The following is a 14,077-nucleotide window of genomic DNA, read 5'->3' as shown; positions in this document are numbered from 1 at the left end:
CCACAGATAGGTGCCCCCTCCGTGACTTCGCCCGTGACCCTGCCCCGCCGCCGAGGCATCGCCGCCGCCGCGACGGTGCTGCTCAGCCTCTCGCTGGTCGTGTCGGGCACGGTGCTCGGAGCCTCGCCCGCGCAGGCCGTGACCTACCCCTCGTGGGACGACGTCCAGGCGGCCAGGTCGAACGAGTCGGCCAAGGCCGCCGAGGTCAGTCGCATCCAGGGGCTGCTCGACCAGCTCGCGAGCGACGCCGCCGACGCGCAGGCCGAGGCCGAGCGTCTCGGCGTCGAGTTCGAGAAGGCCCAGGCCGACGCCGACGCCGGCGCCGCCAAGCTCGCCGAGCTGCAGGCGCAGGCCGACGAGAAGGGTGCCGTCGCCGACGCCAGCGAGCAGCGGGCCGGTCAGGTCTCCGCCCAGCTCGCGCGCACGGGTGGTGGCGACGTCTCGTCGCAGCTCGTCGGCGACACCGAGAAGGCGGGCGACCTGCTCTACCGTCTCGGGGCCATGAGCAAGCTCACCGAGCAGACCGACGGCATCCGCCAGCAGGCGGTGACCGACCGCAACGTCGCGCAGTCGTTGTCCGACCAGGCCAAGGTCGCGTCGGACGCGCTCGTGAAGCTGCAGGGCGCCGCGCAGGTCTCGATGGACGAGGCCCAGGCCGCGTCCGACGCCGCCGCGACCGCGGTGGCCGCCCAGCAAGAGAACGAGTCGCGCCTCCAGGGCCAGCTCGCCGTGTTGCAGGACCAGAGCCTGCAGACCGAGGCCGACTACGCCACCGGCGTCGAGGTCGCGCGTCAGGCCGAAGAGGCTCGCAAGGCCGCCGCGGCCGCCGAGGCCGCCCACCAGGCCGAGGTCCTGCGCCAGCAGCGCGCCGTGGCCGCAGCTGCCGCCGCCGCGGCCGCCGCTGCCCGGCCCAGCAGCCCCGCGCCCGCTCCGGCGCCCTCGAGCGGTGGTGGCTCGTCGGGCGGCGGGGTGCCGACCGGCTCGGGCTGGGTGCGACCCAGTGCCGGCTACATGTCGAGCGGCTACGGCATGCGCGTCAACCCCGTCACGGGCGTCTACCGCATGCACGACGGCATCGACCTCGCGCCCGGCTGCAACAGTCCGATCTACGCCGCGACCTCGGGCACGGTCACGTTCGCCGGCCTGACCGGCGGCTACGGCAACTACATCCAGATCAGCCACGGCGGTGGTGTGTCGACCGCCTACGGCCACATCGTCAACGGCGGCATCAAGGTGTCGCGCGGTCAGAGCGTCGTGGCGGGCCAGCTCATCGCGCTCGTCGGGTCGACGGGCAACTCGACCGGTTGCCACCTGCACTTCGAGACGCGGGTGAACGGTGCCTCGACGAACCCCGTGCCGTTCATGGCGGCCCGGGGCGTGGGGCTCTAGGCCGGATCTCGCACGGGTCGGACCACCGGCCCGCGAAGGGGCAGAATCGTCGGGTGACGAACACCGCTCCCACCGCCCTGCCCCCACTCCACCTCGAACGCGTCGCCTTCGACGACCCCCGGGCCGTCGCCCTGCGCGACGCCATGGACGCCGAGATGACCGTCCGCTACCACCGCGACGTGGTCGAGCCCGTCGCCGTGGTCGAGGCCCGGAACGCCGCCCTCACCGTCCACCCCGCGAACGTGCGGGGCACCGTGCTGGTCGTCGCCGACGACGGCACGGACGGTGGCACCCCGGTCGGTCACGCCCTCGTGCAGGACCGCGACGGCGAGTGGGAGGTCAAGCGCGTGATCGTCGCGGACGGTCACCGCGGGCGGGGCATCGGCCGGTTGCTGATGGCCGAGCTCGAGACGATCGCGCGCGAGGGCGGTGCCCACCGGCTCATCTTGCAGACGGGCGACCGTCAGCCCGACGCCGTCGCCCTCTACGAGAAGATCGGCTTCTCGCGCATCCCGACCTACGAGCCCTACGTCACGACCATCCCGCAGTCGATCTGCTTCGAGAAGCCGATCGCCTGACGACGGACTGCCTGACGACGGACTGCCTGATGGCGGACTGCCTGACGGCCGGCGGCCGGTGCACCGAGGAGGCGCGGGTCGCCACGACGCAGGAGGCGAGCCCCGGCCGCGTGGTCGGGGCGCGCCTCCTGCGCTGGTGTCGCGGGTGACTCGGTGGACACCGGGCCGACGTGACCGCCCGTGGTCGCCGGACGGCCCGCTCTCGGACTAGAGGCCGGCCGTCGAGCGGATCCAGCTCGCGCTCTGCGACAGCACGGCGTAGTTCGACCCGGCCCGGGTGTTCGCGCCCGGGTCGGCCTCGTCACCGGTCGAGCAGACGGCCACGATCTGGCCGCCCACGATCAGGGGGCCACCCGAGTCGCCGTGGTTCGCCGCGCCGGTGGTGCCGTTCAGGTGCTGGGCGACCCCGCCGTAGGCGTCGGTGCTGCGGCCGGTGAGGCCGACCGTCGCCTGGTACAGGCCGTCGGACTGCACCGAGTTCGCGCGCAGGCCGTAGCCCATGATCGTGCCGCTGCCCGACGAGGTCGCCTGGAACCCGAGGTTCAGCGACGGGTAGCTGCCGAGCGCCTTCGACTGGCTCAGGTGCACGAGCGCGATGTCGCCCGCGGGGGCGGCGGCGACGCGGTCGACGGCGATCGCGGTGCCCGGGTTCGTCGTGCTGTTCGAGTGGTACACCTGCATCGAGGTCACGCCGTCGATGCAGTGTCGCGCGGTCAGCACCCAGCTGGCGGTGATCTGCTCGCCGGTGCAGGCGTAGCTCGCGGTGCCCCCGGTCTGGAAGACCAGCTGCACGGCCCACGGCGTCGTGGGTGCCTTCTCGCCACCGACGACGTCCGTCGACCGGATGGTGTCGACGGGGGCGGCGGCGAGGGCCGAGGTCGAGACCCCGAGCGATCCGACGGCGAGGGCCGCGGCGGTCAGGGCGGCGGCGACGAACTTTTGCATGTGGTTCCCCTTGGTTCGTGTGGTGCGTGTCGGGTGGTGCTGGCCCGGCGGTCCGGTGATCGCTCGACCCGGTGGATCGGGCACGTCCCGCCTGGGTCGAGCCTCCGCCTGGCCCCCGTTCGGGGGCAAGTCGGCACTCTGGCCGACTTGACGAGACGTGTTGCGCGTGGCAACAGGGACTCCGCTCGCGGGGGTGCGGGCGGACGGGTAGCGTGTGCGGGTGATCACGCGACGAGACGCCGCCCTGCGGCTGGACATCCCGCTCGAGATGGCGAAGCGCCACGGACTGCCGCCCAAGATGACGGTCGACGAGTTGGTCGCGATCGAGCGGACGCCCCCGGCGTGGCTGGTGCAGTCCCGCGCGAACCGCACGGGCAAGCCGGTCTGGGTCGAGCTCGTGTGCGTCGTCTGCGGCTATCACGAGGCGGCTCGCCCCAAGAAGTGGTGGCCCGAGTACACCTACCTCAGCTGCGACGACCACGGCGCCGACGAGTTGCCCGAGCCCGAGCCGGGCGTCGTGCGCGCCGAGGTGGACGGCGTCGGCACCCGCTTCGTCGCCATCGTCGACGTCGCCCCCTGACCCGCCCGGGCGGCTCGGCCCGGTGGAGTGCCCGCCCCGGTCAGACGGTGTACTGCACCGAGACCGGCGGCTCGAGGCCGGCGAGGACGTGCACGTACGCCTGGCGGGCGTCCTCGACCAGCAGCTGGCGCTGGATGTGCTGATCGTGCCAGTCGACCAGGTCGTCGGGCGTGACGTCGTCGACGTCGTCGGCGACGAGGTAGCTGAAGGCGTAGGCACTGCCGTCGACGTCGAGGGTGCGGCGGTACCCGAGGGTCTGGCGGCTGGTCGCGTCGACGAAGACCTCCCAGCCGGGGTCGCTCGCGTCCGGCAGCGTGACGTCGACCACGGGGTGGGCGGCGCCGGGTGCGGGGGAGGCGAGCCTCGTGCCGAGGGTGGCCGTGCGCATCGTCGTGGCCGCCGGGCCCGCCGTGGCCAGGTCGACCGACCGGGCACCGGCACCGGCACCGTCGGCGTCCGGACCCGTGGCCCGGGCCGTCGTCGCCGCACCGGCGAGGGACGACTCGGGCGAACTCGCATCGATGCCGCGGACGACGTCGTGGTCGACCCGGGCGACGGCACGCGCCAGGGCACCCTCGACGAGCTGCAGGCGTCGGGCCGTGGCGCGGAGCCAGGCCTCGAGCGCAGCGAGGTCGTCCGACGTGAAGGGCTCTGGCTCGATTGAGTTGACGGCGAACGACGCGGCCTCGACCGACCACTCCCACTCGAGCACGACCCGCAGCAGGGCCGAGCGACGGGGCATCAGCGCGAGCGTGCCGCGACGCAGGCCCGGTGAGAAGTGCAGCTCGGGCTCGTCGAGCAGGTGCCGCACGCCGGTGGCGGCGTCGGTCGAGGTGACGGGGACGAGGAAGGCGACCCGCACCTCGCGCCACGGCGAGGCCCGGACGGGAGGCGCGTCCTCGTCGCGGAGGATCGTCAGGCTGCGCGGCATGTCGGCGGGCAGGTGCGGCCCCGGGCCGAACGCCGTCGGCGCGTCGCGCGCGGCGTCGGAAAGCGCCTCGTCGAGGGGGTCGACGGGATCGACGGGGTCTGGGTCGTTCGCTGCCATGGCCCGAGAATCGTGGCACGACTCGATGCGAACCGCCTGGACGAGCCGCGCGCCCGGGCCGGTGCGCCGTGTCGCGCCCACATGCCCGGCACCCCGGAGCCCGGCACGCACGACCCGCCCGGCCGGCCCTCAGAACGAGAGCTGGTCGACCGACGTGAGCGGCACCCAGCCGGCGCGGATGCCGTCCGGCGGTTCGACGGTCGGCACCGGCTGCAGGGTGTCGGCCTCGGCGAGCTGCGCCAGGTCGAAGCCGGTCATCTCGGCGATGTCGCGGACGGGCACCTGGTAGGTGCGGTACGGCCCGAGCGGGGGCGGGTCGCCCAGCTCGTGCGCCCGGGCGAACGCCGCCTCGAGGTCGACGCCCTCGAGCTCGGGCGACTGGTCGAGCAGGTAGGCCGCCGTGCGCAGCGACCCGCCGTCGGACGTCGTCCACGCCGCGACCTTGAAGAACCGACGGGGCAGCCGGACTCCGCGGTAGGGCGCGTCGTCGTCGAGCAGCACCGGTGCCGTGAAGACGGTCAGGCGCTGCCGGTGGGTCGAGGCGTACTGCAGCACCTGGTCTTCGAGGCCGAGCCAGAGCTCTTTCGACTGGTTGAACTCGGCGGCCTGCGGGGCGGCGTTCGTGAAGCTGAACGTGTCGACGTTCGCCGCCGCGGCCACGGAGCGGTCACCCCAGACCGGGTCGCGTCGACGGACCAGGTGGCCCCGGTCGAGGTCGTTCGCGGCGTAGACGTCGGGGCCGGTCTGCTCGTCGTCGGGCACACGCTCGTCGACGTGCCAGTCGTCGCCGCGGCCGAGGTCGAGCAGGCTCGCGCCGTCGATGTTGACCGCCGTCAGGGCGGCCAGTCGCCGGGTCGGGTCGAGCAGCACGGTGAAGTGGACGTACGGCAACTCGCGCACGGTCGTGTGGAGGGCCGGCAGGGGCACGTCGACCGTCAAGAAGGTCGGGTCGTAGCCGGTGCGGTCGAGGTCGGGGGTGGTCGCGGTCGTGGGGTCGTCTGCGGTGCTCATGGGCGCCTCCGGCGGGTCGTCGTGCTCGTGGGGCCATCATGCCCACGGCCTCCGACATCCGGCCCGGTCGGCGAGGGGACGACGTGGCGACACGACGGAGGCGCGGTGCGGGTCGGCCCCGCACCGCGCCTCCTCGGGTGCTCGCGTCGAGCGGCCGCCGCCGGCCGGGGCTCGGATGCCCCGGCCGGACGCCGGTCGGGCCTCAGTCGGCCAGGCCTCAGTCCGCCAAGATGGCGTAGAGCGCGCGGCGGGTCTCGTCGAGCTTGGCGGTGGCGGCGGCCCGCTGGGCCTCGCTGCCGTCGTGGTGGAACTGCTTGACGACGCCCATCAGCTTCATGAGGCTGGTCTGGAACTCGCGGTCGGTGTCGCTGGCGTCGTCGGCCGTGGCGGCCCAGGCCTTGTCGATCTCGTCCGCGTGCTCGGCGACGTACGCGCGGCCCGCCTCGGTCAGCGTGAAGACGCTCTTCGTCGCGGCCTCGTCGCTCGAGATCAGCTCTTCGTCGACGAGCTGCTGCAGCGTGGGGTAGACCGAGCCGGGGCTGGGCTTCCACGTGCCGTCGGTGCGCTCGGCGATCGCCTTGATCAGGCCGTAGCCGTTCGCGGGGGCGTCGGCGAGCAGCGAGAGGATCGCCAGTCGGACGTCGCCACGTCGGGCCCGGCCGCGTCCGCCGCGGCCCGGGCCGAAGCCGCCGGGGCCGAAGCCCGGGCCGCCGGGGCCGAAACCGGGGCCGAAGCCGCCGAAGCCGGGGCCGGGACGGAAGCCGCGGCCGAACGGGCGGCCGAAACGGCCGTGACCCTCGCCGCGGCCGAAGGGCTCGCGACGGGAGTCGGGGGAGTCGTGGTGCGCACGGCGGGGGTCGCCGTGGTTCTCGGGGGTGAAGTCGGTACCCATGGGGTACTCCTTTCGGGTCGGGGGAGAAGTCGAGATTGCGACGTCCTGTCGCGATGTGTCAAAGATATGTCGTTGACTATCGCCTGTCAATCGTTTCGTGAGATATGAGAGAAAAAAAGAAGGAGGCGCACCCCGGGTGGGGTGCGCCTCCTGCGGTCGTCGCGGGGATCAGCTCGCGGGCTGCACGCCGAACGCCGACGCGAGCTTCTCGATCTTCTGGGCGCGGCCCAGGCGGGGGAGGTCGCTGCCGTCGCGGATGACGCGGCCGCGGCCCTCGAAGTCGGCGAGGAAGTCCTGCGCCCAGGCGACGTCGGACGGCGTCGGGCTGATGACCTCGTTGATCACGGGCAGCTGCTCGACGTCGAGGCAGAGCTTGCCGGTGAGGCCGAGGGCGACGGCCACCGACGACTGCTCGCGCAGCACGGGGTGGCTGCTGCCGACCGTGGGGCCGTCGATCGGGCCGGGCAGGCCGCCGATGCGGCTGGCCACGACGAGGCGCGAGCGAGGGTAGGCCATGGCCAGGTCGTCGGCGCTCGTGCCGGTGTCGCGACGGTAGTCGCCGCTGCCGAAGGCGAGGCGGAAGGCCCCGCGCGCCTTGGCGATGGCAGGGCTCTCTTCGATGCCGAGGGCCGACTCGACCAGGGCGAGCACCGGCACCGCGCCTCCGAGGCGGTCGAAGGTCTCGGTCACGTGCTCGGGAGCCTCGGTCTTGGCGAGCATGACGCCGTGCAGCCCGGGCAGGCCCATCAGGGCGTCGACGTCGTCGGACCAGAACGCGGTCGACCGGTCGTTGATGCGCACCCACGCCTCGCCACCACCCGTGAGCCAGGCGACGACGTCGTCGCGGGCGGCGGGCTTGCGGGCGGGGTCGACGGCGTCCTCGATGTCGAGCACGATCTGGTCGGCGCGTGACGCCTGGGCCGAGTCGAAACGGTCGGGCGCGGTGCCGGGCACGAGCAGCCACGACCGGGCGATGTCGGGGTTCGGTCGCGTGCGGCCGGCCCCTGAGGCCCGACGCGTGGTCGTGGCGGCCCCGGACGCTGCGGCGTCGGTCGCGGTCGGGTCGGAGGGGGTCTGGCTGGTGTCGGTCATGACGTCGTCGTCCTTCGTCGCTCGGCGGTCCCGTCCACGCTACCGGCTCGCCCTGGCCTGCGAGTCCTCGTGGCCAGGGCGGGGGCTCCCGGCCCGAGGTGCCGTTCGGGCGTAACGTTCAGGAGGATCACAGATCCAGGGAACGACCCCACCGACAGGAGTGAGCCATGACCGACGCGAACGATCCGCGGCGCGACCGCCCCGACCACGAGGGACGCGATCCCCAGCACGACGACGACTCGTACGACGCCGGGCGCCCCGACGAGGCGGACCAGGCGGGCCAGGGCGACGCGCCCTACGGCTCGCAGGTGCCGACCCAGCAGCCCCCGGCCGTCGACTTCGGCTCTGACGCCTCGACGCAGCAGCAGCCCGCCGTGGACTTCGGCTCTGACGCCCCGACGCAGCAGCAGCCCGCCGTCGACTTCGGTTCCGACGCCCCGACGCAGCAGGTACCGGTCGCCGATGCCGACGACCGCCCCGTGGTGGCCGAGGCGCGGGACCCGCGGTCGACGTCGGACGAGGAGGCGCTGCCCGACTCGGTCCCGGCCGAGTACGTCCCCGGCGACGCGGCTTCCGACGGCACCTCGTCGTCGGACGGCACCTCGTCCCCCGACGGCACCTCGTCGTCGCTCGGCGGGTCGTCGTCGGACCCCGACCGGAACGACACCGAGGTCCTCTCGGAGTCCGACCGCGACGCGGCCTCGGCCGACCGTGACGGCGGGGCTCCGACCGACCGCGACGCGGCCTCGACCGACCGCCCCACCGAGGCGATCCCCATGGTCGCCCCGTCCGAGCCCGCCCAGCGGGCCTGGTCGGCATCGACCGACGGCAGCCGCCGTCCCCTGCACGACGACGAGGCTCTGCGTGCCGCCGAGGCCGCACGCGCCGGAGACCCCGCCACGGGCGACCGTGGTGACGACACGGCCACCGCGGCGTCCGCGACCGCGGCGACCGGCGCCTCCTCGTCCGGGCACGACGCCTGGGTCGACGACCGCTCGGACGCCGAGCGCGACGCCGTCGACCGTGCGGCCGCCGACCGCCAGCCCTCGTTCGGGCAGGACGCCCCGACGGTCGTGGCCCCCGCCGCGGCCGCCGCAGGAGGCGCGGCCGCGGGTGCCGCCGCCGGTCGCGACACCGACTCCCACGCCTACCCCCTCGTCAAGGACTCGGGCATCGACCACGTGTCGGTGCGCCGCGAGCTGCTCGCCCAGCAGAAGGAGGAGTTCGGCGGCATCCGCTTCGGCGCCGGCTTGCTCGGCTGGTTCGCTGCGACCGGCTTCGGCCTCGTCATGATCACCATCTTCGGCGGCGTCCTCGCGGCCTGGGGCGGGGTCGCGTCGGGATCGACCGCCATGGCCGACCTGAGCGCCTTCACCTCCGACAACGCCGACGTGCTCGCGCTCACCTCGGGCATCGTGGTGTTGGCGATCATCTTCTTCGGGTACCTCATCGGCGGGTACACGGCCTCGCGCATCGCCCGCTTCAGCGGCTTCAAGCAGGGGCTCGCGACCTGGCTGTGGGGGCTCGTCATCACGATCGTCCTCGCCGTGGTCGTCGGCGTCGTCGGCACCCAGGCCGGCGACTCGACGTCGCCGAACCCGTTCGTGCCCTCGATGGACGACCTGCAGTCGTCGTCGCTGGCCGGCCTGATCGGTCTCGCACTCGTCGTCGTGCTCAGCTTCGGCGGTGCCGTCCTCGGCGGACTGCTCGGGCAGCGCTACCACCGCAAGGTCGACCGCTTCTACGCCGAGGACGAGTGAGCCGCGCGAGGGGGTGGGCCGGTCGGCCCGCCCCCTCGCCCCTCGCCCCATCCGACGCCGCCCGGGCGTCGAACACCGATCAACCCCGCCGGGCAGCACAGACAAGGACCACTCATGCGCACCCCCACCCGTTCGTCCCTCGGCCGTGGCGTCCTCGGCGTCGTCGCCGCCGGAGCCCTCGCGTTCTCGCTCGCGGCCTGCGCCTCGACCTCGGACTCCGAGAGCAACAACACCGCCCCGACCCACCCCGTGAACCAGACCCGCGAGCCCGGCCCGGGCGAGAGCCTGCTGCCCGAGGCCTCCATCGCCGACCTGTCGAACGGCGTCGACACCCAGGTCGCGGTCGACTCGTCGTTCGTCGAGGCCCTCACCTCGCTCGGCCTCACCCCCGGCGTCGTCGGCACGGCCACCTTCACCGACGGGACGTTCTCGTTCCCGATCACGGGTGGCCACGTCGACTACTTCGGCCCCGACAGCTCGGTGCGCCCGTACGTGCAGGGCGAGATCGACCACGACGGCTCGGGCCTGTCGTTGACCGCCGGCGACACCGTCGTCGAGCTCACCGACTTCCGCATCGACCCGGGTGAGAGCAAGCTCTACGGCACCGTGACCGCCAACGGCCAGGTCGCCGCCGAGGACGCCTACCTGTTCAACCTCTGGGGCGGCACGCTGAAGCCGCTCGAGGTCGTCGACGGCAACGCCGTGCTCGAGGGCACGACGGTGCACGTCAGCCCCGACGCCGCCGAGCTGCTGAACCAGACCTTCGACACCGACGCCGTCCAGGACGAGATGCTCGTCGGCGTCGCGAAGATCACCGCCGCGACGGAGTAGCACGGCCCCCACGGCTCGATCCGGTACGTACCGGATCAGCCTCCGACCCGGTTTCGAACCAAGAACCCGATTTCTTCTGGGTTCATGGTTCGACACCGGGTTTTTCGGCACCAGCCAGGATTGAGCCGCGTCGACAAGCAAGTTTCGGCAAGCCGAAACCTTGCTAGGGTCGAGGCATGAGTTCGACCGACGCCCGCCGCGCCGACCCCGACCGGCCGCGCGCCGACCCGGCGACCGACGGTGACCACCAGCCCGTCGTGCACGCCAGGCCGCGCGGCACCCTGCTCGGCCCGGCCTTCGTCGCGGCGATCGCGTACGTCGACCCCGGCAACGTCGCGGCCAACCTCACGGCGGGTGCCGCGTACCAGTACACGTTGCTCTGGGTGCTCGTGCTGGCCAACGCCATCGCCGTGCTCGTGCAGTACCTGTCGGCCAAGCTCGGCATCGTCACGGGGCGCTCGCTGCCCGAGGTGATGGGCACGCGCCTCCGTCGTCGGCCCCTCCGCCTCGCCTACTGGGGGCAGGCAGAGCTCGTGGCCGCCGCGACCGACGTCGCCGAGATCATCGGCGGGGCCCTCGCCCTGCAGCTGCTCTTCGGCGTGCCGCTGGTCGTCGGCGGCCTGATCACCGGGTTCGTCTCGCTCGGCCTGCTGACGTTGACGCGGTACCGCGGCGGGCGGGTCTTCCAGACCGTCGTCATCGCGTTGCTCGCCGTGCTGACGCTGGGCTTCTGCGCCGGCCTGCTCTTCGCCCCGCCGTCGGCCGGGGGCATGCTCGCCGGTCTCGTGCCCCGCTTCGAGGACAGCACGGCCGTGCTGCTCGCCGCGTCGATGCTCGGGGCGACGGTCATGCCCCACGCGGTCTACCTGCACTCCGCGCTCACGCGTGACCACCACGGCGTCGTCGCCGAGGGGACGGACCGTGCCCGCGTGCTGAAGGCCACGCGGTGGGACGTCGTCCTCGCCCTGCTCGTCGCCGGTGGCGTCAACGTCGCCATGCTCGTGCTCGCGGCCTCGACCCTCTCGGGGCAGGACGGCACCGACACGATCCCCGGCGCGCAGCGGGCCATCGCCTCGGCCCTCGGGCCGGTGATCGGCGTCCTGTTCGCGGTCGGGCTGCTCGCCTCGGGTCTGGCGTCGACGTCGATCGGGGCGATGGCCGGTGCCGAGATCATGAAGGGGCTGCTGCACGTGCAGGTGCCGCTCCTGGTGCGCCGGGTCGTGACGTTGATCCCAGCCCTCGTGCTGCTCGCGACGGGCGTCAGCCCGACCTGGCTGCTCGTGCTGAGTCAGGTCGTGCTGAGCTTCGGCATCGCCTTCGCCCTCGTGCCGCTCGTCGTCGCGACGAGCGACCGTGCGCTCATGGGCACGGGCGTGAACGCGGTCGGCACCCGCGTCGCGGGGTGGGCGGCCGTGGTCGTCGTCGTCGCGCTCAACCTCGTGCTGATCGGGCTGACCGTCTCGGGGGCGTGAGGGGCGGGGTCGACACGACCCGCGCCTCCTCGGCTCTCGATCGCGCGGGGCGCCGCCGGGCCCCGCTAGCCGCGAGTGGGCTCGATGTGGGGACCGTCGTCGGGGTCGTCACCCGCGGCGGCCTTCTCGGCCTGCCGGCGGTCGAACGCGGCCTGCATCGACTCGGCGTGGTCGGTCTTGGCCCTGGCGAGCGCCTCGTCGTCACCGCGCATGGTGGCGACGGTCGAGCGCAGGCGGGCACCGACGGCCTTGACGAAGTCGGCGGGGCTGGGGCTGAAGTCGTCGCTCTCGTCGCCGTCGCCCGCGTCGACGTAGTGGTGCAGCTCGTCGCTCTCGTCGTGGCGGATCGGCTGCTGGGCGTGCTCGACGCAGAGCTTGGCGACCTCTTCGGCGTGGGCGTGCATGACGGAGTGGGCGGCGCCCGGCATCTCCCACAGGCGGGACGACGGCAGCAGCTCGCCGACCCGGCGCACCCACTCGCGCGGGGCGACGGCGTCGTGCTCGCCGCGGATGACCAGGGTGTCGGCCGTGATCGCCGACAGGTGCTGCTCGATCGGGTACGTCATCATCTTCGGCAGGATGCGCGAGAACCACCGCACCCCGCAGAGGACGTAGGCGCTGAGGGCCAAGAACTTGACGCGCCCGGGCTCGTGCCACGCCGCGCGCGCGAACCTCACGCCCTGCGAGAGGACGTTGCGGTGCGCCGGGTCGATCACGGGCCCGATGAGCACGACGGTCGAGAGGTCGGGTCGGCGCGAGACGAGGTCGACGACGATCTGGGTGCCCATCGAGTGCCCGACGACGACCGGGTCGTCGAGCCCCAGCTCGTCGATGGCGGTGCCGACCAGGTCGGCGTACTCACGGATGGTCAGGGCGTGCCCCGGGTGCGGCACCCCGGCGAAGCCCGGCAGGTCGAGGGCGTGCACGGGGCCGAACTCGTTGAGGTTGGGCGCGAGGCGCTCGAAGTAGTCGGACGAGACGCCGATGCCCGGCACGAGCACGAACGGTCGTTCGCCGGTGTCGCCGATGGTGTTGACCCGCACGTACAGGTCGCCGCGCTCGACCCGGCGGACGGTGACCCTCGTGTCGACGTCGGAGGCGCGGGCGGCGTCGCGGGCGGCCGCGCGGCGGGCGGAACCGGCGTGGCGACGTCGAGGGCTCATCGGATCAGTGTGGCACGGCGCGCCCTTCGCCCGGAGCGACGCGTCAGGCGCACGCCACCACCGCGTCGAGGGCGCGCAGGTTGCGCCGCAGGATGAGCGAGAGGGCCAGCGCCGACGCGGGCCCGGCGGCCCGCATCCACCAGGCGGCGGGCCGCCAGACGACGCGGATGTCGAGCGTGACGCGGTCGTCGCTGTGGTGGCGCACGCGGTAGCTCTCCCAGCCGCGCTGCGGGTGGCCGACCAGGGCGGCGTGGCCGAAGCCGATCTCGGCGTCGGAGCGCACGACGGCGAACACCCGGCACGCGACGGGCGGGTGCAGCGGTCCGAAGGTGACGCCCCAGACGCTCGTCGCCCCGACGGTCACGCCGTCGGGCACCTCGAGCGGCACGAAGCCCGAGCCGCGGTGCACCTGCCAGTGCAGCACGGCGTCGCCCGCGGCGACGAAGGCGGACCGGCCGTGGCCGATCACCCGGCTGCGGGTCGTGACGTGGAACCCGGCCGGCGGCGGGCCGTCGAGGGTCGGCTCGCCGTCGAACGCGTAGCCGTCGCCGAAGCACGCGCGGGGCGTGCGGGGCGTGCGGGGCGTGCGGGCCGATCGTGACCCGTGCGGCTGTGACCCGTGCGGCTGTGACGTCATGGGTCGACCCTGCCACGTCGCGGGCAGCCGTCGGGGCATGATCGGAGCGTGACCGACGCGACCACCCCGACGCCGACCCCGCCCGCGACAGGGCCCACGGCGTACCTCATCCTGCACGGCTGGCAGAACCACCGCCCCGAGGGCCACTGGCAGCGCTGGCTCGCCGGCGAGCTCGGGGCCCGCGGGCACGTGGTGCGCTACCCGCAGCTGCCCGACGCCGACGAGCCCACGCCCGCCGCCTGGGAAGCCGCGGTCCGACGCGAACTCGCCGCCCTGCCCGCGGGCCGACCGGTGACGGTGCTGTGCCACAGCCTCTCGTGCCTGCTCTGGTTGAGGCTGCAGGCCGGCGACGCGCCTCCTCGGGCCGACCGGGTCGCGCTCGTCGCGCCTCCGTCGCCCGAGCTGATCGCCGGGCAGCCGATCCACGCGTTCGTGGCCGGCGACCTGTTCGACGGACGTCGGCTCTCGCCCGGCGGGTCCGCCGAGGCGGTCGTCGTCGCCGGGGACGACGACGAGTGGCTGCCGCTCGGCCCGGTCGACACCTGGGAGGCGCGGGTCGGCGCCCCGGTCGTCGTCGTGCCCCGAGGCGGTCACCTCACCCCCGACTCGGGCTACGGCGAGTGGCCGGCCGTGCTGGCCTGGGCGCTCGGGGCGCCCGCGGCGGAGGCGTTCGGCTGAG

The 14,077-nt window shown here is 73.7% G+C and carries 14 protein-coding genes; 7 read left to right on the top strand and 7 right to left on the bottom strand.

Annotated elements, in window-relative coordinates:
- Positions 1-21: 21 nt before the first annotated feature.
- Together ITJ55_RS16345 and ITJ55_RS05820 are read left to right on the top strand one after the other, a co-directional pair.
- A complete protein-coding gene (locus ITJ55_RS16345; protein WP_370544034.1) occupies positions 22-1,389 on the top strand; it encodes a M23 family metallopeptidase in 1,368 nt (455 codons plus the stop codon).
- 53 nt (positions 1,390-1,442) lie between these two features.
- Positions 1,443-1,967 (top strand): GNAT family N-acetyltransferase, encoded by a 525-nt coding sequence (locus tag ITJ55_RS05820; RefSeq protein WP_370544033.1) that lies wholly within the window; start codon positions 1,443-1,445, stop codon positions 1,965-1,967.
- A 207-nt stretch (positions 1,968-2,174) separates the two neighbouring features.
- Here the strand turns inward: ITJ55_RS05820 and ITJ55_RS05815 are convergent, their stop codons facing one another.
- On the bottom strand, positions 2,175-2,912 hold the full coding sequence (locus ITJ55_RS05815; RefSeq protein WP_194594458.1) for a trypsin-like serine protease: 738 nt from the start codon (positions 2,910-2,912) through the stop codon (positions 2,175-2,177).
- A gap of 220 nt (positions 2,913-3,132) precedes the next feature.
- Between ITJ55_RS05815 and ITJ55_RS05810 the strand changes: the two genes are divergently transcribed.
- Positions 3,133-3,492: a hypothetical protein gene (locus ITJ55_RS05810; RefSeq protein ID WP_194594457.1), complete on the top strand. Its 360-nt coding sequence runs from the start codon at positions 3,133-3,135 to the stop codon at positions 3,490-3,492.
- Positions 3,493-3,532: 40 nt separating this feature from the next.
- On the opposite strand, the gene ITJ55_RS05805 is transcribed toward ITJ55_RS05810, so the two are convergent.
- From ITJ55_RS05805 to ITJ55_RS05790, 4 genes are all read right to left on the bottom strand, one after another.
- Entirely contained in the window at positions 3,533-4,540 is a 1,008-nt protein-coding gene (locus ITJ55_RS05805; RefSeq protein WP_194594456.1) for a hypothetical protein, read from the bottom strand.
- Positions 4,541-4,669: 129 nt separating this feature from the next.
- A complete protein-coding gene (locus tag ITJ55_RS05800) occupies positions 4,670-5,551 on the bottom strand; it encodes a DNA/RNA non-specific endonuclease (protein WP_194594455.1) in 882 nt (293 codons plus the stop codon).
- A gap of 217 nt (positions 5,552-5,768) precedes the next feature.
- A complete protein-coding gene (locus ITJ55_RS05795; RefSeq protein WP_194594454.1) occupies positions 5,769-6,443 on the bottom strand; it encodes a PadR family transcriptional regulator in 675 nt (224 codons plus the stop codon).
- 168 nt (positions 6,444-6,611) lie between these two features.
- Entirely contained in the window at positions 6,612-7,535 is a 924-nt protein-coding gene (locus ITJ55_RS05790) for a CoA ester lyase (protein WP_194594453.1), read from the bottom strand.
- A 167-nt stretch (positions 7,536-7,702) separates the two neighbouring features.
- Here ITJ55_RS05790 and ITJ55_RS05785 point away from each other — a divergent pair, with 167 nt between their 5' ends.
- The 3 genes from ITJ55_RS05785 to ITJ55_RS05775 all read left to right on the top strand — a co-directional run bounded on the left by ITJ55_RS05785 (position 7,703) and on the right by ITJ55_RS05775 (position 11,598).
- Positions 7,703-9,295, top strand: a complete 1,593-nt coding sequence (locus ITJ55_RS05785) for a hypothetical protein (protein ID WP_194594452.1) — start codon at positions 7,703-7,705, stop codon at positions 9,293-9,295.
- Between the two features lie 114 nt (positions 9,296-9,409).
- Positions 9,410-10,126, top strand: a complete 717-nt coding sequence (locus ITJ55_RS05780; RefSeq protein WP_194594451.1) for a hypothetical protein — start codon at positions 9,410-9,412, stop codon at positions 10,124-10,126.
- A 176-nt stretch (positions 10,127-10,302) separates the two neighbouring features.
- The gene (locus tag ITJ55_RS05775) at positions 10,303-11,598 is read left to right on the top strand and encodes an Nramp family divalent metal transporter (protein ID WP_194594450.1); all 1,296 of its coding nucleotides are present in this window, start codon (positions 10,303-10,305) and stop codon (positions 11,596-11,598) included.
- A 65-nt stretch (positions 11,599-11,663) separates the two neighbouring features.
- On the opposite strand, the gene ITJ55_RS05770 is transcribed toward ITJ55_RS05775, so the two are convergent.
- Positions 11,664-12,761 (bottom strand): alpha/beta fold hydrolase, encoded by a 1,098-nt coding sequence (locus ITJ55_RS05770; protein ID WP_194594449.1) that lies wholly within the window; start codon positions 12,759-12,761, stop codon positions 11,664-11,666.
- Between the two features lie 43 nt (positions 12,762-12,804).
- The gene (locus tag ITJ55_RS05765) at positions 12,805-13,398 is read right to left on the bottom strand and encodes a DUF1990 family protein (protein WP_194594448.1); all 594 of its coding nucleotides are present in this window, start codon (positions 13,396-13,398) and stop codon (positions 12,805-12,807) included.
- Positions 13,399-13,446: 48 nt separating this feature from the next.
- On the opposite strand from ITJ55_RS05765, the gene ITJ55_RS05760 reads away from it, so the two are divergent.
- Positions 13,447-14,076 (top strand): alpha/beta hydrolase, encoded by a 630-nt coding sequence (locus ITJ55_RS05760; RefSeq protein WP_194594447.1) that lies wholly within the window; start codon positions 13,447-13,449, stop codon positions 14,074-14,076.
- The last annotated feature ends 1 nt before the right edge of the window (position 14,077 follow it).

Source organism: Frigoribacterium sp. VKM Ac-1396, from assembly GCF_015350895.1.
In the GTDB taxonomy this organism is placed as follows: domain Bacteria; phylum Actinomycetota; class Actinomycetes; order Actinomycetales; family Microbacteriaceae; genus Frigoribacterium.
The sequence above is the reverse complement of the archived record's forward strand: the minus strand, read 5'-3'. Positions and strand labels throughout refer to the sequence as shown.

Coding starts and splice junctions, on each gene's coding strand:
- ITJ55_RS05815 (WP_194594458.1), bottom strand. CDS start 2,912: ATGCAAAAGTTCGTCGCCGCCGCCCTGACCGCCGCGGCCCTCGCCGTC.
- ITJ55_RS05805 (WP_194594456.1), bottom strand. CDS start 4,540: ATGGCAGCGAACGACCCAGACCCCGTCGATCCCGTCGACCCCCTCGAC.
- ITJ55_RS05800 (WP_194594455.1), bottom strand. CDS start 5,551: ATGAGCACCGCAGACGACCCCACGACCGCGACCACCCCCGACCTCGAC.
- ITJ55_RS05795 (WP_194594454.1), bottom strand. CDS start 6,443: ATGGGTACCGACTTCACCCCCGAGAACCACGGCGACCCCCGCCGTGCG.
- ITJ55_RS05790 (WP_194594453.1), bottom strand. CDS start 7,535: ATGACCGACACCAGCCAGACCCCCTCCGACCCGACCGCGACCGACGCC.
- ITJ55_RS05785 (WP_194594452.1), top strand. CDS start 7,703: ATGACCGACGCGAACGATCCGCGGCGCGACCGCCCCGACCACGAGGGA.
- ITJ55_RS05780 (WP_194594451.1), top strand. CDS start 9,410: ATGCGCACCCCCACCCGTTCGTCCCTCGGCCGTGGCGTCCTCGGCGTC.
- ITJ55_RS05775 (WP_194594450.1), top strand. CDS start 10,303: ATGAGTTCGACCGACGCCCGCCGCGCCGACCCCGACCGGCCGCGCGCC.
- ITJ55_RS05770 (WP_194594449.1), bottom strand. CDS start 12,761: ATGAGCCCTCGACGTCGCCACGCCGGTTCCGCCCGCCGCGCGGCCGCC.
- ITJ55_RS05765 (WP_194594448.1), bottom strand. CDS start 13,398: ATGACGTCACAGCCGCACGGGTCACAGCCGCACGGGTCACGATCGGCC.